At 63.9% G+C, this 21,292-nt stretch carries 23 protein-coding genes and 1 riboswitch; of the genes, 7 read left to right on the top strand and 16 right to left on the bottom strand.

The annotated features are described in order from the left end of the window. Nucleotides 1-138: 138 nt before the first annotated feature. The 7 genes from AC0NIH_RS17395 to AC0NIH_RS17365 form a co-directional block, all read right to left on the bottom strand. A complete protein-coding gene (locus AC0NIH_RS17395; protein WP_473461818.1) occupies nucleotides 139-726 on the bottom strand; it encodes an NAD(P)H-dependent oxidoreductase in 588 nt (195 codons plus the stop codon). After that, on the bottom strand, nucleotides 726-1,307 hold the full coding sequence (locus AC0NIH_RS17390; protein ID WP_023780453.1) for an NAD(P)H-dependent oxidoreductase: 582 nt from the start codon (nucleotides 1,305-1,307) through the stop codon (nucleotides 726-728). The genes AC0NIH_RS17395 and AC0NIH_RS17390 overlap by 1 nt, the downstream gene beginning before the upstream one ends. Before the next feature lie 210 nt (nucleotides 1,308-1,517). Further along, complete coding sequence (locus tag AC0NIH_RS17385) at nucleotides 1,518-2,921, bottom strand: FAD-binding oxidoreductase (RefSeq protein WP_473462186.1); 1,404 nt, start codon at nucleotides 2,919-2,921, stop codon at nucleotides 1,518-1,520. Then, nucleotides 2,921-4,213 (bottom strand): cytosine deaminase, encoded by a 1,293-nt coding sequence (locus tag AC0NIH_RS17380; protein ID WP_473461820.1) that lies wholly within the window; start codon nucleotides 4,211-4,213, stop codon nucleotides 2,921-2,923. Before AC0NIH_RS17380 ends, AC0NIH_RS17385 begins: the two co-directional genes overlap by 1 nt. A 195-nt stretch (nucleotides 4,214-4,408) precedes the next feature. Then, nucleotides 4,409-5,254 (bottom strand): ABC transporter permease, encoded by an 846-nt coding sequence (locus AC0NIH_RS17375; protein WP_023779213.1) that lies wholly within the window; start codon nucleotides 5,252-5,254, stop codon nucleotides 4,409-4,411. Next, a complete protein-coding gene (locus AC0NIH_RS17370) occupies nucleotides 5,241-6,065 on the bottom strand; it encodes an ABC transporter ATP-binding protein (RefSeq protein WP_473461823.1) in 825 nt (274 codons plus the stop codon). The genes AC0NIH_RS17375 and AC0NIH_RS17370 overlap by 14 nt, the downstream gene beginning before the upstream one ends. A gap of 13 nt (nucleotides 6,066-6,078) precedes the next feature. Then, on the bottom strand, nucleotides 6,079-7,083 hold the full coding sequence (locus tag AC0NIH_RS17365; protein WP_023763352.1) for an ABC transporter substrate-binding protein: 1,005 nt from the start codon (nucleotides 7,081-7,083) through the stop codon (nucleotides 6,079-6,081). Between the two features lie 266 nt (nucleotides 7,084-7,349). Here AC0NIH_RS17365 and AC0NIH_RS17360 point away from each other — a divergent pair, with 266 nt between their 5' ends. Then, nucleotides 7,350-7,733 (top strand): RidA family protein, encoded by a 384-nt coding sequence (locus AC0NIH_RS17360; protein WP_473461827.1) that lies wholly within the window; start codon nucleotides 7,350-7,352, stop codon nucleotides 7,731-7,733. A gap of 55 nt (nucleotides 7,734-7,788) precedes the next feature. Next, nucleotides 7,789-8,592 (top strand): creatininase family protein, encoded by an 804-nt coding sequence (locus tag AC0NIH_RS17355; RefSeq protein WP_287272507.1) that lies wholly within the window; start codon nucleotides 7,789-7,791, stop codon nucleotides 8,590-8,592. 4 nt (nucleotides 8,593-8,596) lie between these two features. On the opposite strand, the gene AC0NIH_RS17350 is transcribed toward AC0NIH_RS17355, so the two are convergent. Together AC0NIH_RS17350 and cobD are read right to left on the bottom strand one after the other, a co-directional pair. Next, on the bottom strand, nucleotides 8,597-9,106 hold the full coding sequence (locus tag AC0NIH_RS17350; protein WP_287272508.1) for a tyrosine phosphatase family protein: 510 nt from the start codon (nucleotides 9,104-9,106) through the stop codon (nucleotides 8,597-8,599). Further along, the gene (gene cobD / locus AC0NIH_RS17345; RefSeq protein WP_473461830.1) at nucleotides 9,103-10,149 is read right to left on the bottom strand and encodes a threonine-phosphate decarboxylase CobD; all 1,047 of its coding nucleotides are present in this window, start codon (nucleotides 10,147-10,149) and stop codon (nucleotides 9,103-9,105) included. The genes AC0NIH_RS17350 and cobD overlap by 4 nt, the downstream gene beginning before the upstream one ends. On the opposite strand from cobD, the gene cbiB reads away from it, so the two are divergent. Next, nucleotides 10,148-11,116 (top strand): adenosylcobinamide-phosphate synthase CbiB, encoded by a 969-nt coding sequence (gene cbiB, locus AC0NIH_RS17340; protein ID WP_287272510.1) that lies wholly within the window; start codon nucleotides 10,148-10,150, stop codon nucleotides 11,114-11,116. The genes cobD and cbiB overlap by 2 nt on opposite strands. A gap of 122 nt (nucleotides 11,117-11,238) precedes the next feature. On the opposite strand, the gene cobO is transcribed toward cbiB, so the two are convergent. From cobO to AC0NIH_RS17320, 4 genes are read right to left on the bottom strand one after another with little or no spacing between them, the layout of a single operon-like run. Further along, a complete protein-coding gene (gene cobO, locus AC0NIH_RS17335) occupies nucleotides 11,239-11,868 on the bottom strand; it encodes a cob(I)yrinic acid a,c-diamide adenosyltransferase (RefSeq protein ID WP_023763345.1) in 630 nt (209 codons plus the stop codon). Nucleotide 11,869: 1 nt separating this feature from the next. After that, nucleotides 11,870-12,385: a bifunctional adenosylcobinamide kinase/adenosylcobinamide-phosphate guanylyltransferase gene (cobU, locus tag AC0NIH_RS17330; RefSeq protein WP_473461833.1), complete on the bottom strand. Its 516-nt coding sequence runs from the start codon at nucleotides 12,383-12,385 to the stop codon at nucleotides 11,870-11,872. Further along, the gene (locus AC0NIH_RS17325; RefSeq protein WP_473461836.1) at nucleotides 12,378-13,178 is read right to left on the bottom strand and encodes a CbtA family protein; all 801 of its coding nucleotides are present in this window, start codon (nucleotides 13,176-13,178) and stop codon (nucleotides 12,378-12,380) included. Before AC0NIH_RS17325 ends, cobU begins: the two co-directional genes overlap by 8 nt. A 15-nt stretch (nucleotides 13,179-13,193) precedes the next feature. Continuing rightward, nucleotides 13,194-13,373, bottom strand: a complete 180-nt coding sequence (locus AC0NIH_RS17320; RefSeq protein ID WP_023779202.1) for a CbtB domain-containing protein — start codon at nucleotides 13,371-13,373, stop codon at nucleotides 13,194-13,196. Between the two features lie 36 nt (nucleotides 13,374-13,409). Continuing rightward, a riboswitch (cobalamin riboswitch) is annotated at nucleotides 13,410-13,607 on the bottom strand. Between the two features lie 143 nt (nucleotides 13,608-13,750). Between AC0NIH_RS17320 and AC0NIH_RS17315 the strand changes: the two genes are divergently transcribed. Then, on the top strand, nucleotides 13,751-14,977 hold the full coding sequence (locus tag AC0NIH_RS17315; protein WP_473461839.1) for an aromatic ring-hydroxylating oxygenase subunit alpha: 1,227 nt from the start codon (nucleotides 13,751-13,753) through the stop codon (nucleotides 14,975-14,977). Nucleotides 14,978-14,980: 3 nt separating this feature from the next. Here AC0NIH_RS17315 and AC0NIH_RS17310 read toward each other — a convergent pair whose 3' ends face one another. Next, nucleotides 14,981-16,180, bottom strand: coding sequence for an MFS transporter (locus tag AC0NIH_RS17310; protein ID WP_473461841.1), 1,200 nt, complete (start codon nucleotides 16,178-16,180; stop codon nucleotides 14,981-14,983). Nucleotides 16,181-16,416: 236 nt separating this feature from the next. Between AC0NIH_RS17310 and AC0NIH_RS17305 the strand changes: the two genes are divergently transcribed. Together AC0NIH_RS17305 and AC0NIH_RS17300 are read left to right on the top strand one after the other, a co-directional pair. Further along, nucleotides 16,417-17,415 (top strand): heparan-alpha-glucosaminide N-acetyltransferase, encoded by a 999-nt coding sequence (locus AC0NIH_RS17305; protein WP_287272516.1) that lies wholly within the window; start codon nucleotides 16,417-16,419, stop codon nucleotides 17,413-17,415. Further along, complete coding sequence (locus tag AC0NIH_RS17300; protein WP_473461843.1) at nucleotides 17,412-17,888, top strand: methyltransferase family protein; 477 nt, start codon at nucleotides 17,412-17,414, stop codon at nucleotides 17,886-17,888. Before AC0NIH_RS17305 ends, AC0NIH_RS17300 begins: the two co-directional genes overlap by 4 nt. Before the next feature lie 340 nt (nucleotides 17,889-18,228). On the opposite strand, the gene AC0NIH_RS17295 is transcribed toward AC0NIH_RS17300, so the two are convergent. After that, nucleotides 18,229-18,615, bottom strand: a complete 387-nt coding sequence (locus tag AC0NIH_RS17295) for a MerR family transcriptional regulator (protein WP_006203215.1) — start codon at nucleotides 18,613-18,615, stop codon at nucleotides 18,229-18,231. A 141-nt stretch (nucleotides 18,616-18,756) separates the two neighbouring features. Next, nucleotides 18,757-20,169, bottom strand: a complete 1,413-nt coding sequence (gene mgtE, locus AC0NIH_RS17290; RefSeq protein WP_473461848.1) for a magnesium transporter — start codon at nucleotides 20,167-20,169, stop codon at nucleotides 18,757-18,759. Nucleotides 20,170-20,545: 376 nt separating this feature from the next. Between mgtE and AC0NIH_RS17285 the strand changes: the two genes are divergently transcribed. Next, nucleotides 20,546-21,214: a LuxR C-terminal-related transcriptional regulator gene (locus tag AC0NIH_RS17285; protein WP_023779197.1), complete on the top strand. Its 669-nt coding sequence runs from the start codon at nucleotides 20,546-20,548 to the stop codon at nucleotides 21,212-21,214. Nucleotides 21,215-21,292: the final 78 nt, after the last annotated feature.

Below are 21,292 nucleotides of genomic sequence, written 5' to 3'. Positions count from 1 at the left end.
TCCTTCGCCCCGTTCCACGGGGAGAAGGTGGCCCGAAGGCCGGATGAGGGGCGGCGCCAGCATTCGAAAGTCGCGCTGCCCCTCATCTGCCTGCCGGCATCTTCTTCCCGTGGAACGGGGAGAAGGACGCTAATTTCCTCAAAACCTTTCCAGCTTCGCCCGCACCTTCGCCAGAAACGCCGTCCTCGATTGTGGCGTCGAGGCATCCATCAGATAATGCGCCAGGAAGAACGTCTTGCAGCGCGTCGCGCAGAGCGCCCGCATGCCGCGCAGCAGGGTTTTGCGCCCGGGTTGGCCGACGACGACACTCCACCAGGTCGGCGCGCCGCAGGTGGTGATGACGCCGACCTTGGTTACATGCGTCATCAGCGATTTGATCCGCCCCTTGCCCGCCGGCAGCTTGAAGGCGACGTCGGTCGCCCAGACCCGGTCGAGCCAGCCTTTCAGCATGGCCGGCAGCCCGTACCACCAGGTCGGATAGACGAAGAGGATCGCCTCGGCCCAGTTGAGCAGCTCGAAATGCGGCTTCAACGCCGGATCCCGCGGCGCCTGGTCATTGTAGCCGCGCCGCTCCTCGCAGCCCATCACCGGGTCGAATTTCTCGGCATAGAGGTCGAGCAGCCGCACCTCCCAGCCTCTTTGCGTCAACACCTCGACAGCGGCATCGCGGATCGCGGCGCAAAAACTCTCCGGCACCGGATGGCAATAGACGACCAGCGCGCGCATCAGAAGGCATCCATGCTGGCCGCGGTCTTGGCCATGAAGGCCTTGCGGCTGTCGTCGGTCGACAGGTTCATCGCGTAATGCGCGAGATAGGTCACCGGCGCGCCGGGTTTCACGGTGGCGCGCAGCATGCGCTTGATCAGCCTGCGCGGCGGATCGCCCATCAGCATGGCGCGAAACCGGCTGCCGCCGTACGTGGTGACGGCCGCGACCTTCTTGATGTTGTGCAATGACGGCTGCACCTTGCCGTCGACCAGCTTGAACGACACGCCGGGCAGGAAGACGCGATCGAAGAAGCCTTTCAGGATCGCGGGGAAGCCGTAGTTCCAGACCGGATAGGAAAGCACCAGCGCATCGGCCCGCAACAGGCGCTCGACATAGGGCGCCGCCGGGTCTTCGGGGCCGCGCCGATTGTGATAATCCAGCCTCTCCTGGTGCGTCAGCCGCGGGTCGAAATCCTCGGCGTAGAGATCACAGTCATCGACCGCATGACCCGCCGCCGTCAGCCGCTCGACGATCATCCGGTGCAGTCCGGCATTGAAGCTGGTCTCGACCGGATGGGCGTAGAGGACGAGGATGTTCACGGTGAAACATCCCCTATGTTAGCGCGAGGCGCCCCCCTCTGCCCTGCCGGGCATCTCCCCCTCAAGGGGGGAGATTGGCAGCTTTTGTGGTGCGACCAAACTGCGGCGTTGATGATTGGCGAAAGCAACGCGGCAGTCTGATCTCCCCCCTTGAGGGGGAGATGGCCGGCAGGCCAGAGGGGGGTACAACGCCATGCGCCGGTCATCGTCTCACCCTGCCTTTTGCAGCCCCTTGAAAAGGAAGGTTCGCCCCGAACGGTAGTCATAATCCGGGTTTTCCCAGGCGATCATCTTGCCGGGATTGAGCAGCCCCTGGGGGTCGGTCTCGCGCTTGAAGGCGAGCTGCACCGCGTCCGTCTGCTTCATGCCGCCCTCTTCCAGCGTGTAGCGGTGCGGGTTGAAGATCGGGCAGCCATTATCCTCATGCAGGCGGATGATCCCGTCGAGCCGCGCCTCGGTGGTGAACTTTACCAACGGCAGGCCGAAACAGGTGATGTTGCCGTCCAGCCGCACGAACTCGAGATGCGAGAACACCTCGCCGGGGAACATCGCGTCCATTTTCTCGACCAGCGCCAGCTGATTTGGAAAGGGATAGAGCGATTGCAGGTAGGTGATCGAAGGGTCAACCCGCAGCGCCCTCAGCGTTGTGTGATTCCAGGCCAGCTCATAGGCCGGCGGCAGACCCTTTTTCTCCTCCGGCGTTGCCGTCGCGGCATTGAAGATCAACTCGCCGCCGGCGCGGCGGGTGAAGGCGAGGAAAGCATCCAGCCCATGCCGCGCCACCATGACGACGCAGATGCTCTGCCCTTCCCGTAGGAATTTCTGGTGCCGCTTGAAATAGAGCTGCGGCACGGGCGCGGCGATCGGCGTGATCAGCTTGGCCAGGATGCCGTCCTGGCAGGCCAGCGCATTGCCATAGCGCGCCGCGTCCATGAACTTGTCGAAGCCGACGATGACATCGACCCACTCATAGGCAGCGGTCAGCGGCATCTCGACTTCCGTGATGATGCCGTTGGTGCCGTAGGCGTGGGTCACCTTGTGCAGATCCTCGCCGGTGAGTTCGAGCGCCTTCGGTTCGGCCTCCATGGTCACCACGCGCAGGCGCAGCACATTGCCGAAATCGCGCAACCCGCCGAAATTGATCGAGCCGACGCCGCCCGAGCCGCCGGCGATGAAGCCGCCGATCGAGGCAGTGTTGTAGGTGGAGGGCGACAGCCGCAGCTCCTGGCCGGAATGCGCCCGCGTCGCTTTGTCGATATCGGCCAGGATCGCACCGGGTCCGGTCACGACACGGCCCGGCGCGATCGACTTGATCTCGTTCATCTCGGCAAGATTGAGCACCACGCCGCCCGACAGCGGCATCGCCTGGCCGTAATTGCCGGTGCCGCTGCCGCGCGGTGTCACCGGTACGCCATGCCGATAACAGGCGGCCAGCAGGCGGACCAGTTCGGCCTCGTTCCTCGGCGTCACGATGAGATCGCCGGTGACATGGTAGAGCTGCCGCTTCAGCACCGGGCTGTACCAGTAGAAATCGCGGCTCTTCTGCTGGACGATGGCCGGATTGTCGTCGACCTTCAGGCCTTCGAGATCGCGTTTGAGCCCCGAGACGTCCATCATTCCACCATCAGTCCGTCGAGTTCGGCATAGTCGGGCAACTGCCGGTCGATCGCGCGCCCGCCGCGCACGACGATGCGATCCGATTCGGGCCGCGACAGCAATTCGGTCCAGCTCCTACCTTTGAACAGGATGAAGTCGGCATCGCCGCCGGCGGCAAGCGTGCCGAACCCGTCGAGCCGCATAACGCTGGCCGGCGTCGCGCTGACGGTTTGCGGCCAGTCCGCGACCGGATGATCGAAATGCAGGATGCGCGTCGCCATGCGGTAGACCTCCAGCATGTCGAGGTCGCCATAGGCATAGAACGGATCGCGCGTGTTGTCGGAGGCGACGGCGACCGGAATGCCCCTCGCCTTCATCTCATGCAGCAGCGTCACGCCGCGCCAGCGCGGCGTGGTCTGATCGGGGCGCCGATCCTGGAGATAGAGATTGCACATCGGCAGCGAGACGACAGCCAGCCCGGCCTTCGCCACCTTGTCCAGCGTGTCCAGCACCTCGAGATCGGGCTGCCGGGCCAGCGAGCAGCAATGGCCGACGAGAATATTGCCTTCGAAGCCGTTCCAGAGTGCCGCCTCGGCGATCTTCTTCAGCGAGACCGCGGCGGCATCGTCCGTCTCGTCGGCATGGAAATCGAGATCGAGGCCATGCTTGATCGCCTGCGCGAAGACCTGGTCGAGCAGTTCTTCCAGGTCCGGCACCATATAGGTGACGACGCCGAGCACCCCTTTGGCCGCTGCAACCCGTTTCGCCAGCCTGTCGAACCATTTTCTGTCGCGCACGCCCTCGATGCCGAGCAGGCAGGCCCCCTGCAATTCGATGCGGCCGCGCCATGCCTCGCGCATCGTCTCGAACACCGGCCAGGAGATCTCCTCCTGCGGCGCGACGCTGTCGATGTGGGTGCGCAGCGCCCTGGTGCCATGCGCGTAGGCCGAGCGCAGCGAGAAATCCATCCGGCGCGCCACGTCCTCGGCACTCCAGCGGGCCGTGCGGTCGGCGCCGGTGGCGTTCAGCGCCCCCATGAAGGTGCCGTCGGGATTGGGTTTGCGCGGCCAGATATGGCCTTTGTCGATATGAGTATGGCAGTCGACGAAACAGGGCAGGACGATGCGGCCACCGAGATCGATGGCATCGGCGGATCGGCCATGCGCGGTGATGCTGGAAATCTTGCCGTCGGCAACAGCGATATCGGCAAGCACAAAGCCGTCAGCATCGAAGGGCGCGGAAAGTCCTGGCGTCAGTGAGCGATGAAGGCGAACATTGGCGAGATGGTAAGAGCCGAAGGTTGGTATCAAGCGTTGCCCCCCTCTGCCCTGCCGGGCATCTCCCCCTCAAGGGGGGAGATTGGCAGCGTCCGCGCCGGCTCATTCTTTTCAATGTTGGAGATTGGCGAAGATCGTGACAGCGGCCAATCTCCCCACTTGAGGGGGAGATGTCCGGCAGGACAGAGGGGGGCGCCTCGCACCAACATATCAATCACGTCACACACCCTACCGCTCTTGCTTCAGTGCGCTCTCATGCCAGCGCCGCAGAATGAGATGCGAAATCAGCGACAGCACGAGGAAGATCAGGATGCCGGTCAGCGAGATCAGGAACAGCGCCGCGAATAGCCGCGGCGCGTTGAGCCGGTAACCGGCCTCGATGATGCGCGACGCAAGCCCCGACGACTGGCCGGTGGCGCCGGCGACGAACTCGGCCACCACGGCGCCGATCAGCGACAGGCCGCCGGCGATCTTCAGCCCGCCGAGGAAATACGGCATCGCCGCCGGCAGCCTGAGATAGCGCAGTTGCTGCCAGCGCGTCGCGCCGTTGAGCTTGAACAGGTCGCGCAGATTGCGGTCGACCGAGTTGAGGCCGAGCGTTGTGTTGGACAGGATCGGGAAGAAGGCGACGATCCAGGCGCACAACAGAAGCTTGGTCGTCTGGTTGTTCACGTAGATGTTGATCAGCGGAAAGATCGCTACGATCGGCGTCACCTGCAGCACGATGGCGAAGGGGAAAAATGACATCTCGACCCATTTCGACTGCGCGAACAGCACCGACAGGCCGACGCCGCCGATAACGGCCAAGGCCAGGCTGAGGAAGGTGATGCGCAAGGTGACCAGCAGCGACGAGAACAGGAGGCCGGCATCGCTATAGAGCGTCCACAGCACCACGCCTGGACGCGGCAGGATATATTGCGGGATACCGTTCCAGACGCAGATGCGGTCCCAGAGCCAGATCGCCAGGATCATGATCGCCAGCGGCAACACCCAGCGGCCGATCCGCTCGAGCCGCTCCTGACGCACGCGTCGCGCCTCCTCGGGATCGAGTTTGAGCTCGTCAATGGCCGTCATGATGCGCGCCTGCTGTTGAATTGATGGCAGTGACCAGCACATCGGAGGCTTGTCGACACAGGGCCGCGTAGTCTGGAGAGGTCCGAAACACCTCGTCGCGCGGATAGGAGGCGTCGATGGCGAGTTCGCTGAACACCCTGCCCGGCCGCGCCGCCATGACGACGACCCGGTTGGAAAGGAACACGCTTTCGAAAACGCTGTGGGTGACGAAGACGACGGTGAAGCGTTCGTCCTGCCACAGCTCCAGGAGGTCGTTGTTGAGCTTGAAACGCGTGATCTCGTCGAGCGCGGCGAACGGCTCGTCCATCAAAAGCACGCGCGGCTTGGTCACCATTGCCCGCGCGATCGAGACGCGCATCTTCATGCCGCCCGACAATTCGCGCGGCACCGCGTCCTCGAAGCCGGTCAGGTGCACCCGCGCCAGCATCTCCGTTATCGTCGGCGCCGCCTTGGCGCGGGAAATGCCTTTCAGCCTGAGCGGCAGCCAGACATTGTCGAAGACGCTGGCCCAGGGCAGCAATGTCGGCTCCTGGAAGACGAAGCCGATGTTGGCGCGGTCGAGCGAGCCGCCGCCGCGCCAATCGAGCACGCCGGAAGTTGGCGTCGACAGGCCGGCGATCAGCCGCAGAGCCGTCGACTTGCCGCAGCCGGACGGTCCGAGCAGGCTGAGGAAATCGCCTTCCCGGATCGTCAGGTCGACATCGCTCAACGCAGTCACGCCGTTGGAAAAGATCTTGCCGACGCCACGCAGCGCCAGCAAGGTCGGAGCGGTGACCAAGGCCGGCGCTTGCGCCACCTTTTCCTTTATCATTGCCGGGACCGGCCTATTTCTTCAGCTCGAGCCCGACGCCCTTGTTGACGAAGGCCAGCGTATAGGCCTTCGTGATGTCGATGCCATCGGGCGTAACCTTGGCCTTGACCATCTTGTCGTAAAAACTCTTGATCCGCGCATCGGTCATGGCGCCGATGCCGAGCTTCTCGGTGTCGCCGGAATCGGCAAGGCCGAACTTCTTCATCTGTTCGATCGAGAATGCAATCTGCTCGTCGCTCATGTCAGGATTGTCTTTCTTGATCATGTCGTTGGCGGCCTTGTTGTCGCCGTAGAGATATTTGTACCAGCCCTTGGCCGAGCCATCGACGAAGCACTGGACCACCTCCGGCTTCTTGTCGATCGTGTCCTGCATCACCTCGATCGTCGTCGAATAGGTGTCCCAGCCATAGTCGGCGAGCAGGAACTGGTTCGGCACGAAGCCGCCTTCCTTCTTGACCGCGAACGGTTCCGACGTGACGTAGCCCTGCTGGATCGACTTCTTGTTGGCCAGGAACGGAGCGGTGTTGTAGGTATAAGGCGCGCGCTTGGCGGCGTCGAAGCCGAGCGCCGTGACCATCCACTGGAAGAAGGTCTGCACGCCTTCGTCGCCCAGGATGTACTGGTCGGCGTTCTTCAGATCCTCCCATTTGTCGAGCCCCTCGCCGGGATGGGACATGATGACCTGCGGGTCTTTCTGGAAGTCTGCGGCCACCACGCGCATCGGGATGCCCTGCTGGACGGCATCGAAGGCCGACAGCAGGTTGCCGCCCATGTAGAAATCGATCTTGCCGGCCAGCAGCATCGGCCGGCCGCTGACCTGCGGGCCGCCCTGCATGATGGTGACGTCGAGGCCGCAGGCGGCATAGGTGCCGTCCGCCACGGCCTGATAGTAGCCGCCATGTTCCGGCTCGGCCAACCAGTTGGTGCCGAAGGTGACTTTTTCATTCGCCGCCGCCCCAAGCGTGCCGGCGGCAAGCAAGGCCACCACCGCCACCGAGATCTTCTGTTTTGCGTACATCGACACCACCCTTTGTTTGCTCCGGCGCGACACGCGCCAGGCTCGACACCAAAGATTCAAGAAGCAAGACACATGCCACCGGCGTCACGCGCCGGGACCCGCCCGCCTGCACCACAGCCATCTGCGAAAGCCGGAAAGGTCGTGCTGCACCGGAGGCATCGTGCCTATTTTTTGAACGCCTGTCCACAATCGCACCGGCAACATGCACCGCCATCTTGATGCTGCAATGCATCCCGCCTTACGCTGGCGGTATCCAGGAGATTGCCATGTTCAAATTCCTCACCCCGAAGTCGATCAAGCCACCCTTTGCCCGCTACAGCCACGGCGTCGAGGTGCCCTCGGGCAAGCGGCTGGTGCTATGCTCGGGCCAGGTCGCGATCACGGCGGATGACCAGATACCCGAAGACGCCGGCGCCCAGGCCGAGCTCTGCTTCCGCAACATCGCCGCGATCCTCGGCGAGGCGGGGCTTGGACTCGGCGATATCGTACGCATCAACACCTATGTGACCGACCGCGCGCATCTGCGGCCCTATATGGACGTCCGCGACCGGCTGTTTTCCAGCCCGGCACCGGCCTCGACGCTGATGATCGTCAGCGGATTCGCGCGGCCCGAATTCAAGGTCGAGATCGAAGCCATCGCGGCCGGGTGATCGACAGGCCGCCCATCCCGCGCTAGGTCTGGCCGGTTCATCGAAGAGGCATGACATGACCGTTGCAAAAAGACGCGTGTGGTGGGGCGACTACCGGACCACCGAATACGCTTCGATCGATCCCGAGGCGACCATCGCAGTGCTGCCGGTGGCGGCGATCGAGCAGCATGGACCGCATCTGCCTGTGTCGACCGACACCTCGATCATGAACGGCATGCTGGACACCGTCATTTCGCGCCTGCCCGGCGATCTCGACATCCGCATCCTGCCCGTCCAGGCGGTGGGCAAGTCGAACGAGCATCTGCACGCGCCGGGCACCCTTACCCTGCCGGCAACGACGCTGGTCGAAGCCTGGACCGAGCTTGGCCTGTCGATCGCGCGCGCCGGTGTGCGCAAGCTCATCGTCGTCAACTCGCATGGCGGCAATGAAGAGATCATGGGCATCATCACGCGCGAATTGCGGGTGCGCGAGAAGATGCTGGCGGTGAAGACCAGCTGGCAGCGTTTTGGCCGCCCGGCCGGCATGTACACCGAGATCGAGGATCGCCACGGCATTCATGGCGGCGATGTCGAGACCTCGCTGATGCTGCATTTCCGGCCGGATCTCGTCGACATGGGCAAGGCCGACAATTTCGTCTCCAACGTCGCCAAGGCCGAGCAGGAATTTTCGCTGCTGCGCCACACCGGCACCCACGCCTTCGCCTGGATCGCCAGTGATCTCAACCCGAACGGCGTGGTCGGCGACGCCAGCATCGCAACGGCGGAAAAAGGCCGGCTGACGGCTGAATATCAGGCCGATGGCTTCATCAGCCTGCTCAGGGACGTGCGCAAGGCGAAGTTGGCCGAGTGGCTGAAATAGCCGCCTAAACGTCGATCTTCAGCGCGAATGGCGTGCCCTCGAACGCATCCGCACCGCGCCCGATCGATTCGATCGCCTCGATCATGCGGCCATTGCGGCCAAGCAGCACATCGGCCACCGCGATCAGCCGCGGGTTGGGTGTGGCCGAGGGCGACAGCGCGCGCAGCGTCCGTGCCAGTTCGGCCTCGTCGCGTTTCGGCGCCAGTGCGGCGGCGATGACATACGCAGACGCCGTCGAGCGGCTGATGCCGGCATAGCAATGCACCACGATCGGCTTTGCCCGGTCCCAGCGGCGCGCGAAATCGAGCAGGCTGCGCACATGCTCCTCGCCCGGCATGGTCATGCCGTCCTGCGCCACCGCGATGTCGTGCATGACCAGATGCAGGTGGTTTTCCCGCGATATCGAGGACGGCCGAACAACCTCGGTTCCCGCCGTCAGCAAGGATAGCATACGATCGGCGCCGGTCCTGGCCACCGTTTCCTCGATCTTCGCCAGCGAACAGACATGGATCATCGCGCGATCTCCCTGACGCCATCGTCGCGCCGCATCGCCCAGCCGGCAAGAGCCGATTCGAGCCGCTGCCACTCTTCCTCGCTTCCCGGCAGGCCGGCGCGCAGGACATGCGGCCGGTCGGAGAAATGCCGGAGCAGGATGCCGTGCTCGCCAAGTGCCGAAAACAGTCCGGCGGCATCCGCCAGGCTGAAATAGCGAAACAGCGTGGTGCCGCCGCCGACAGCAACGCCGAAGCGGCCGAACAGGGCGTCCAGCCGCGCGGATGCCTTCAGGAGGGAAGCCCTCATATCCGCCTGCCAGCCGATATTGGCAAGCGCGCGAATGCCGTATTCCAGCGCCGGGCCGGCGACGGCCCATGGTCCGAACTGCGTTTCCAGCAATTCCACCGTCGGCGCATCGGAAAGCGCAAACCCGAGCCGCAGGCCGGCCAGGCCAAAGAACTTGCCGAACGAGCGCAAGACAACGATGCCACCCTGTTCGACATCGCCGGCAAGACTGTGTTCGCGCGGACCGACATCCATGAACGCCTCGTCGACGACCAGCAGCCCGCCCTTGGCGCGCAATTGCGCCGCCAGCGCCAGCAACCGGTCGCGCTCGTTGACGCGCCCGTCCGGGTTGTTCGGATTGACGATGATGGCAAGGTCAGCCTCGGCCAGCGTCGCAAAATCGCTGACTTCGCTCACCTGATGCCCCGCGATTGTTGCTGCCCGGGCATGTTCGGCGTAGGTCGGTCCCAGCACCAAAGCCTTGCCGGGCCTGACCAGCGCTGCGACGCGCGGCAGCAGGATCTGCGTGCCCGGTGCCGCCATGACATGGGCTGGCGACGGCGCACCGTAAGTGCCGGCGGCGATTGCTGTCAGTTCGCGCCCGCGCGCGGCCTCCGGCAATCGCGACAGCGAGGTGGCGGGCAGATCGAAAAGCGGGTAGGAGTGCGGATTGATACCGGTCGAGAGGTCGATGAAAGGCAGTACGGCGTTGGGGAAAAGCACCCTCGCCCGGCCAAGACTTCCACCATGGTCCACCGCTCCATCAAGAAGCTTCATGTCAGTCCTGATCGCTTTCCTGTCATTGGTCATCGAATTTTTTCTGGGTTATCCGGACTGGCTGTTTCGCGCCATCGGTCATCCAGTGACGTGGTTCGGCAGGCTGATATCCTTTCTCGACCTAAGGCTCAACCGCGCTACTGATCCCGACGCGCTGCGTCGTCAACGCGGTGTCCAGGCGCTGCTGGTTATCGTGCTGGTGCCGGCCGTGATCGGGCTCTGCGTGCAGGTCCTGCTCTGGTTCGTCCCCCTGGGCCTGTTCGTCACCGCGCTCCTGGCGACATCGTTCCTGTCGCAGAAGAGCCTTTACGAACATGTCGAGGCCGTGGCCGATGCGCTGGACTCAGGCGGTCTCGCCATGGGCCGCGTCGCCGTCTCGCGCATCGTCGGCCGCGATCCAGAAACTCTGGACAGGGCCGGTGTCTGCCGTGCGGCGATCGAGAGCCTGGCCGAGAATTTTTCCGATGGCATCGTCGCTCCCGCCTTCTGGACCGGCATCGGCGGGCTCGCCGGCGCCGCCGCCTACAAGGCCGCCAACACCGCCGATTCGATGATCGGCCACCGCACCCCCCGTCACGAAGCCTTCGGCTGGGCCGCCGCACGTTTCGACGACTGGATCAACCTCCCGGCATCGCGGCTGACCGCTCTGCTGATCGTGCTGGCGGCCTTCCTGGTCAAGGAAGCCGATCCGAACAATGCCTGGCAAGCAGTGCGGCGCGACGCAAAAAAGCACCGCTCGCCCAATGCCGGCTGGCCGGAAGCGGCGATGGCCGGCGCACTTGGCCTGGCACTCGCCGGCCCGCGCAGCTATGGCGGCGTGCTGGTCGACGACGTCTTCATGGGCGAAGGCGGCCGCCGCGAAGCCGACAGTCTAGACATCAGGCGAGCGCTGAAACTCTACCGCGTCGCCGATTATCTGCTGATCGGGCTGTTTGGTTTGATCTCCGCGATCGCAATTGTGGCGTGATCTCACCCTCCCCCTTGTGGGGAGGGTCGGCGCGCAGCGACGGGGTGGGGGCGGCGCCAAGGCCCCCACCCCGTTCCGCTTCGCGGATCGACCCTCCCCACAAGGGGGAGGGTAAGGAACGGTCAGAACTCGATCCCCTGCTGCGCCTTCACGCCCGCGGAAAAATGGTGCTTGGTCACACCCATCTCGGTGACCAAATCGGCCGCTTCAACCAGCGCCGGTTTGGCGTTGCGGCCGGTGACGACGACATGCAGGTCCTCGCGACGAGCCTTCAGCGCGGCAACCACCTTGTCGAGATCGAGATAATCGTAGCGCAGAGCGATGTTGAGCTCGTCGAGCACGACGAGACTGATCGACGGATCGGCGATCAATTCAAGCGCCTTGGCCCAGGCGGCCTCGGCCGCCGCGATATCGCGCTTCAAATCCTGCGTCTCCCAGGTGAAACCCTCGCCCATCGCGTGCCAGACGACGCGGTCGCCGAACGCGGCAAACGCATCTTTCTCACCGGTGTGCCATTTGCCCTTGATGAACTGGACGACGCCGACCCGCTTGCCATAGCCGAGCATCCGCAGCGCCAGGCCGAACGCAGCCGTGGTCTTGCCCTTGCCGGGGCCGGTGTTGACGATCAGCAGGCCCTTCTCGACCGTCTTGCTCGCAACCTCGGCGTCCTGCACCGCCTTGCGCTTGGCCATCTTGGCGCGGTGGCGCTCTTCATCCCTGTTCTCACTGGCCTTGCCGTCTATATCAGTCATCTCACTTCACCTTGAGCGGCAGCCCGGCCACCATCAAAAGCACCGTATCGGCAATCGCCGCGACCTGCTGGTTGAGCCGGCCGGCGGCATCGCGGAACCGACGTGCCAGGGCATTGTCCGGCACGATGCCTTGCCCGACTTCGTTGGACACCACGAACCAGGACCCGCGCGGCCGCGACAGCACGGCCGCCAGCCGCTCGCATTCCTGCTCGAGATCACGTTCGCCAAGCATGTGATTGGTCAGCCACAGGGTGAGGCAGTCGACGAGCACCGGCTGATTGTCCGGCAAGGCCTCGAGCGCGCCGGCGAGGTCCAGCGGCGCATCGATGGTCGACCAGCCCTCGCCGCGCCGCGAGCGGTGCAGCGCGATGCGCTCGCGCATCTCGTCGTCATAGGCTTCAGCCGTGGCGATATAGGTCCATGGCGAGGGCAACGCCGTCGCCAGGGTCTCGGCGTGCGCGCTCTTGCCGGAGCGCGCGCCACCAATGATGAAAGTCAGCTTGCCGCGATCAGGCAAAGCTGTCGCGCAGGCTGCTCGCAGCGCCCGTGAAGCGGCCGCGCACCACGCCGACGACCGCGCCGAGCACCAGCCAGAACACCAGATCGGTCACGGTCACCGCCACCACGAATTGGTGGTGCAGGCCCTCGGGAATCGGCGTCTCGAAACTGTCTGGCTGCGGCGCGCCGACCATATGCGGGGCGACGATCAAAACCACGCCAAGGATCGCGAGCGGCAGCGATTTGCGGAAGGCGATCAGCCCAAGACCGATCGCCGTGGCCGCCACCGTCGAGACCCACCAAATCTGGCGCGGCAGCAACTCGGCCGCCGGCATCGCCGGCAGTTCCGGCGGCAGGCCGAGGCCAGGTGCCAGCGTGAACACGGCAAACCCTGCCAGGCCCCAGAACACACCCTGGCGCCAATTGCCGATGCCGCCCGCGAATTCCGAGACCGCGACCAGGACCAGCGCGAAGCCGATGCCGGTGACGATGTTGGCAAGCACGCTGAAGCCGAAACGCTCGAAACCATCGGCCGGCGCCCAGCCTTCGTCTTCCGCCGGAGCGGCGGCTTCGGCCGGCGCCGGCGCGGCGGAGCTCATGGCATGTCCCGCCGGTGCGGCGGTGCTCATGGCATTGGTATCCGCGGCAATGGGCGCGGCCTGGTCATGATGGTGGCCGCCACCGGCCTGCTCGTAGACTTCGGCCTTGAGGATAAGCGGCACGGTGGCATAGGCCTGCATGCAGGCGAGAACGACGCCGGCCACAAGCCCTGCGATCGCCGCGATGAACACGACGTTGCGAAACAGGTTCATGATGTCAAATCCTCGTCAGTGGCAGGGAAACCCCATCGAATGACGATAGTCGTGGGCGGCATTGTGGACCGCATCGATATGCGAGAAGCCGACAAAGCCGACGACGAAGATGCCGAGCAGCGCGGCTAGCGCGAGCTGCATGAAGCGCGACTGCGAGGAGACCGAGGCGCCGAGGGAGACGGAAGCAGTATTCATGTCTTGTCCTTTCACCCTCCACCCGAGGGCATCGAAGTCAGTTTCCTGTCGCCGGCAGGTCTCCTGGCTCGCGGATCAGCGCCCTTCTCCACCTTCCCGAAGAAAAATCTTCAGTGGCATATGGAGAGGACTACCGCACACAGTTGCGGGGGCAGCCACGGCATTGGGCAACAATTGAGCCCGCACCGCATTCCCTCTTGGCTCCAAAACGGAACCGACGACAGCGTGACTATACGGAAAATCACGACACGCGGCAAACCAAATTCCGCCGGCAACCAGCGCGATTGCGCCATGCCGGCGGCATCGGCCGTTCTCGGCACTACAATTGACAATTATCCCGGCCGGGTGTCGGCTGGCCACTTCACAGGAAGCCAGCCATGCAGCCCCCAGCCCTGCAGCCCAATGCCAGCGACCGCGATCGCTACAACGGCCTGACCCGGGCTGAAGCGACGTTGCCGTCATCGGACTATTGGGACGACGAGAGCTATCAGCGCGACTTCGATGCGATCTGGTATCGACGCTGGCTGCTCGTCTGCCGGGAAGCCGATCTCGCCCAACCGCTGGCTTTCCGCACCTTCCGCGTCGGCACGCAGGAAATCGTCGTGCTGCGCGACGAGACCGGCGAACTGCGCGCCTTCCACAACACCTGCCGGCATCGCGGCTCGCAGCTGTGCCAGGAAAGCGAAGGCCGGCTGAAGGCGCGGCTGATCACTTGCCCCTATCATGCCTGGTCCTATTCGCTGCGCGGCGACCTCGTGCACGTGCCATCGAAATCGCTGCCCGAAGGCTTCGACAAGGCCGACCATCCGCTCTATCGCGTCGCGCTCTCGGTGTGGCGCGGCTTCGTGTTCTTCAATTTGCAAGAGGACGCGAATTTGCAGGAGGACGCGAATTTGCAGGAGGGCGCGGCGGGCTCGGCGCAGGCCTCCTTCGATCCCGCCTCCGGCGATCTCGGCAATTGGCCGCTGGAAACGCTTGTATCAGGCCATGTGCTGCGCAAGGTGATGAACTGCAACTGGAAGATTTTTTGGGAAAACTTCAACGAATGCCTGCACTGCCCCGGCGTTCACAAGGACCTGTCGCGGCTTGTGCCGATCTATGGCCGCGGCCTGATGAGCCGGCATGATGACCCCGAATGGGTGCGCCACGCCGACAATGACGCGCCGGAATTTTCCGGTGGCCTGCGCGTCGGCGCCGAAACCTGGTCGCGCGACGGCAAGACCCATGCACCGGTCTTCGCAGGCTTGACGCCGGCCGAGCGCGCCGCCGGCCAGACCTACGCCACCAGCCTGCCCTCGATGTTCATCGTCGGTCACGTCGACTATGTCCGGACCGTGCGGCTGGTGCCGCTCGGTCCCGAACAGACCGGTCTTGTCGCGGAATGGCTGTTCGCGCCCGGAGCGCTCGGCGACCCGTCGGCCGACATCGACAACATAGTCGCCTTCGGCACGCAGGTGCTGGAGGAGGACGCGGCGATCTGCGAGGTCAACCAGAAAGGGCTGCGCTCCATGCGCCACAAAGCCGGCGTGCTGATGCCCGAGGAATATGATCTGCACCGCTTCCACAAATGGGTGCGCGAGCGCCACACGGCGCTTTCGCCGTGACCGTCACAGTGACTTCGGCAGATAACGCCAGGTCACGAAGCCGCAAACCGCGGCCAGCAAGCTCAGCGTGACGAACACCGAGCCGAGCCCGAAGAAGATCAGCACCACGGAATAGACCAGCGGCGGCGTCAGCTCGGAAAAATCGAGATAGGTGCGGTAGACCGCCGCCATCTGCGCCCTTTCGTAGGAGCGTACCGAGCGCATGAAGGCGGTCGAGCCCAATGCATCCAGCGCAATCGTGAAGAACGCGCCGCCAAGCAGGAAAGCGCCGGTCAGCAGCGGCGCCGTCGCTCCCACTGTGCCCGCGGCCAGCAGCATTGCCGACATGGCGAAATAGGCAAACGTCATGGTGCGCCGGCCGCCAAAACGTTTTCCGGCCTTGCCCCAGAAGATGGCCATGAACAACAGCGCGTTGCCGGCTGAGACCAGCAGACCGCCAGCGATATCGCCCTGCCCGGTGATGACCATGAACAGCGGGCCGTAGACGAAGAACGTAGTCCAGAAGCAGGAACGTCCGAAGGCAATCAGCCACGCTAGCCTCAGCCTCGGCTGCGCGACGAAGCGGCCGATATTGGCGAGCGGATTGACCGGTCGTGTCTTGCCCGGCTGGATCGACTGGTTGTCACCCAGCCGATAGAACCAGAACAGCGCCAGCAAGGCCACGGCGAACACCGCCACCGCGCCATGCGCGGCATAGATGCCGAAATGCGCGTAGAGGAAAATGCCGAGCGTCGGCCCGCCGGTCCAGGCAAACATCGACCACGCCATGCGCAGCGATTCGGCCTGCATGAAGTCTGTCTTGCGGATGTGATCCATGATGTAGAGGTTGAGCGTGATCGACAGCGCGCTGGCGCCCATCACCCGGCACAGCATCCCCGCCAATTGTCCGGCAAGCGTGTGGGTGACGAAGAACAGCGAGCCGATGGCGAGCAGGCAAGCTCCTGCGGTATAGACCCAGCGCCGCGCAAAGCGGCGGATCAGCATCGGCATGAACAGGGTCACCGACAGGCCGAGCAGCGCCACGATGGTGTAGAGGATGGAGACCATCTGCTCGTTGTGCAGTATCTCATAGGCCTGGATCGGAATGACGCTGGACACCGTGGCGCGCGCAAAGGATTCGACTGCGTAGAGCGAGGCGAAGGTGCGCGCGTCCGCGGCCTTGAGGGCCGGGAGCCAGATCGGATGGCGCACATGGGTCGACATTGCTTCCCCAAAGCAGAATCACCGGTCAAATCTGCCTTGGCCGTTTCCGGGCCATTAAGAGGAAACCGACGCGCAGGCGGCGAAAAGCGAGTTGGTCAAAGCCTTTCCGGCGCTGGCCCAAAGCGGCATCCGACATGGCCTGCGCCCACGCGGCGCCGTGCCGAGGAACCCGGTCTTCTTCTGTCCCCGCCAACCGTGTTAGTCCTCAAGGCGGGGCTGAATCAGATCGCGAGACCATGACCATCGACACGCCGACCGCACCCGTCCAGAATCAGCCAAAACGCATCGTCGCCATCGACATCCTGCGCGGCATCGCGCTGCTCGCCATGGCGAGCTACCACTTCACCTGGGATCTGGAGTTCTTCGGCTACACCGACCCCGGCCTCACAGCCTTCGGCTGGTGGAAGATCTACGCCCGCTGCATCGCTTCGACCTTCCTGTTCCTGGTCGGCGTCAGCCTGTACCTTGCCCATGGCCGGCAAATCCGCTGGAACGGCTTCTGGAAGCGGTTCGCCATGGTTGCCGGCGCCGCGGTCGCCATCTCGATCGTCACCCGCATCGCGACGCCGGACGGCTTCATCTTTTTCGGCATCCTGCACGAGATCGCGCTCGCCAGCCTGCTCGGCCTCGCCTTCCTGCGCCTGCCGGCGTTGCTGACCCTGCTTGTGGCGGCACTGGTTATCGCGGCGCCGGTCTATCAGCGCTTCGAGGCCTTGGATCATCCCTGGCTGTGGTGGATAGGCCTGTCGGCGATCAATCCTCGTTCCAACGACTATGTGCCGCTGTTTCCATGGTTCGGCGCGGTGCTTGTCGGCATCGGCGTCGCGAAACTTGCCTCCGCTTCCGGCATACGGGCGCGCTTGGCAAGCCTGACGGCCGGCCGCTGGGCCAATCCGCTGGTCTTCATCGGCCGACACAGCCTCGCCTTCTACCTGATCCACCAACCGCTGCTGATCGGTTGCGTCTGGCTGTTCTCGCAGGTGATGCCAGCCAAGGTCGAAACCCCGCAGGTGAATTTCCTGAAGACCTGCCAGATCTCGTGCGAGCAGTCGCGCGACGCCAAGTTCTGTTCGAGCTATTGTGGCTGCATGCTCGACACGCTGGAGGGCGAATCCTCGCTTGATCGGCTCTACAACAACGATCAGACTGCGCAATGGAAGGCACATCTGGGCGATCTGGCCGGCACCTGCACCGCCCAGACCGACGACAAGATGACCGAGGGGGGACAGCAATGACCGACGCCCAACCGAAGCCAGGGAGGATACCGTGGCCGCCGGTGATCTACACCGCCGCCATCGCCATCAGCATCATTCTCGGCATGCTCTATCCCCTGCCCTGGATCGGCGACCTCCTGGGCGACATCCTGTTCGCCGCCGGCTGGGTGGCGCTGTTCGGCGTCGCGGCACTCTGGTTCACGGCGATCCGCACGATGGTCCGGGCCAAGACGACGCTCAATCCCAACGCGGTGCCCGACCATCTCGTCACGTCAGGCCCCTTCGGCATCACCCGCAACCCGATGTATCTGGCCAACACGCTGCTGTTGATCGGCGTCGCCTTCGTCACAGGCATCGTCTGGTTTCTGCCGATGGCGTTCATCGCGGCTTTCGCCACGCAGAAGGTCGCCATCGAGGGCGAGGAAAAGGTGCTGGCCGCGAAGTTCGGCAAGAAATACCGGGATTACGCAAAGAGAGTGCGGCGCTGGATCTGAGCCGGGGCCTGTATTCCGCGGCGCAGAGATTTTGACAGCTCTTGGCCGGTGGGGCGGCATACCTCGGCGATTGGCCGAACGCCTATCCCGTCGTCATCCACGGGCGGAGCAAGGAGCGCAGCGACGCAGCGCAGACCCGAGGATCCATGCCGCGACACCTGAGCGTCGCTACAGTGCAGAATTCTGCTCCGCTGCACTCAACGACGGAGGTAACGGCATGGATCCTAGGTTTCCGCGACGGAGCTTCGCTCCCTGTTCCGCCCCCTAGGATGACGAAGTTCGAAACGCTCCGGCCAGTCACGAACGTTTGTCGCTCAAACGCGCGATAGAATCTGGCCCCTCAGGTATTCACCCCAAGTTCCACCAGGCGCTCGACGCAGGACTCCTCGGCCTGGTCGAGTTCTGCCAGCGTCTCCTCGAGATCGCGGCGCTTCTGGCGCAGATCCTCGCGCTTTTCCTCGATCCGCTTGATCATCAGCTTGAGTTGCCCGACCTCGCCCGGCGGCTCCTTGTACATCTGGATGATTTCGCGGATCTCGTTGATCGAGAAGCCGAGCCTTTTTCCGCGCATGATCTGCCGGATGAGGTGGCGGTCGGAGGGACGAAACAGCCGCGTGCGGCCACGCCGCACCGGCTGCACCAGCCCCTCATCTTCATAGAAACGCAGTGTCCGCGTCGACACGTCGAATTCGCGGGTCAGTTCGGTGATCGAATAATATTCCCGCATCGTCACTCCCACACGCCGGAAACCCTGGCGATCGCCGTGCGTCGCCTTTCGTCCCAAACCAAAACCCTTGCCGCGCCGGAATCGACACGGCACCCCGCGCGAGCCTCGCACGGCATTTACGTAAAAGTCAATTGAGCTCGATCACCGGACCCCGAACCACCAACTCGCAAGGCCGAGGAAGGCAAAAAAACCAACGACATCGGTGACGGTGGTGACGAACACCGCCGACGCCACCGCCGGATCGATCTTGAATCGGTCGAGCAGCAGCGGGATCAGGATGCCGGCGAGTGCGGCGACGAACATGTTGATGATCATCGCCGCCGCGATGATGCCGCCCAGATTGGCATCGTGGAACCAGGCGGCCGCGACGATGCCGATCAGGATGGCGAAAACGATGCCGTTGATGAAGCCCACCCCCATTTCGCGGCGGATGATGCGGCCGGCATTGTAGATGTCGAGGTCCCTGGTCGCTAGTGCCCGCACGGTGACGGTCATGGTCTGCGAGCCGGCATTGCCGCCCATGCCGGCCACGATCGGCATCAGCACGGCAAGCGCCACGATCCGCTCGATCGTGTGGTCGAACAGGCCGATCACCGAAGCCGCCAGGAATGCGGTCAGGAGGTTGACCAGCAGCCAGGGAACGCGCGAGCGCGAGGTCGAAAGGATGCTGTCGGACAGCTCTTCGTCGCCGACGCCGCCCATGCGCAGCAGATCTTCCTCGGCTTCCTGCTGGATGACGTCGACGACATCGTCGATGGTCAAGACGCCGACCAGCCGCTCGTTCTCGTCGACGACGGCGGCCGAAAGCAAATCGTACTGTTCGAATTCCCGCGCCGCCTCCTCCTGGTCCATGGTGGCCGGGATGGCATGGCGCGTCTCGTGCATCACCTCCTCGACCTTGACCGTGCGCTTGGTGCGCAGGATCTGGTCGAGGTCGATGGCGCCGAGCAGCTTGAAGCTCGGATCGATGACGAAGATCTGGCTGAAGCGGTCGGGAAGGTTCTTGTCCTCGCGCATGTAGTCGATGGTCTGGCCGATGGTCCAGAACGGCGGCACCGCGACGAACTCGGTCTGCATGCGCCGCCCGGCGGTCTCTTCGTTATAGTCGAGCGAGCGGCGCAGCCTGATCCGCTCGGTGAACGGCAGCTGCGACAGGATCTCGTCCTGGTCTTCCTTCTCGAGGTCTTCGAGAATGTAGACCGCGTCATCGGAATCGAGTTCCTGCACCGCCTGCGCGATCTGCGCATTGGGCAGCTGATCGACGATCTCCATGCGGATCGCCTCGTCGACCTCGGTCAGCGCGGAAAAGTCGAAATCGGCGCCCAGGAGCTCGACCAGGGTGCGCCGCTGTTCGGGATGCAGCGCCTCGATCAGGTCGCCGAGTTCCGACTGGTGCAGGTGGTCGACTTCGTGCTTGAGCGTCGGCGTATCGCGGTCGGTGATCGCGGCCCCGATCTGGGCAAGGAAGGACGAAAGCACCGCGCCATCCTCGCCATAAATATCGGCGTGGATGTCGTCAGCCGCCTTGCCGGAGGTCGTCTGCTTGTCCTCCATCAGCGCCTCCCGCCATCCCGAAAAATTCTGTCTTAGGTCTAGAGCATCGAACCTTAAAGCGAAAACCGGTTTCGCGGAAATCCGTTGCATCTGGCTTGAAGACGCGATTCGATTTCGAGAACTTATCGTCCTAAGGCACGGAATATCAAACGAAACGCTTGTTCCACGCCACCTGGCGAGCACATCGCCGATGCCTGACCTGGGAATGCCTATCCCCATCAAAACCAGCGAATCCAGGCTTCAGACGGCGCGACAGCCGATGTCGCTGGGGAAAGAGCACCCCGGCGCGATTGCGGCAGAATTGTCATGATACGGATCCGGGCCTGAAGCCTGGCCTCCGAGTTGCGGCACGATCAGCCCAGGACAAAAACCGCCCTTGAACAGCAAGCCCGGGAAAACGAGCAAGGCAGTTGGCGACCGGCGCGTTCGCGTGGTCGTCGCCGAACGCAATCCGCTCGTCATATCGGCCCTGCGCGAAATGCTGGAATGCGACGGGCGCTTCGAACTCCTGGCATCGGTGCAGAGCGGCAAGCATTTCCTGGAACTGGCGACGGCACGCGAATTCGACGTCGCCGTCATCGGCTGGAAGCTCGCCGACATGGACGGCGCCGATGTCCTGGCCGAAATCCAGGCCAGCAAGCTCCCCGTGCGCATCGCCGTGTTTTCAAACGACCATGACATCGGCATCCTGAAGCAGTGCGTGCGGCTCGGGGCCCAGGGCTACTGCTTCCAGTTCGACGATCCGCATATCATCTTCGAGACGATCCTGGCGGTCGCGCATGGACGCATCTGCATCCCCTACATCGACATCAACAAGGTCAACGACACGCCCCTGGCGCAGCTCACGGTCCGCGAGCGCGAGCTGCTGGCGGTGCTTTCCGACGGCTGGACCAATCTGCAGATCGCGACGCGGACCGGCATTTCCGAGAACACGGTGAAGTACCACCTCAAGAATCTCTACGATAAGCTCGACGTCCGCAACCGGGCGATGGCGGTCGCGCTCTATTCACGCGAGAGGCGCACCCAGAAGCAGCCTTTCGGCTAAGGCAAGCGGGTAGGCCTACCGGGTAGGCCCACCCCACCCGCGCGCGGCGAGATGTTACCCGCCAAGGTGTTGTTGGCA

It is taken from the genome of Mesorhizobium sp. WSM1386, from assembly GCF_055901595.1.
Note: the sequence above shows the minus strand (reverse complement) of the source record. Positions and strands in the feature narration are given on the sequence as shown.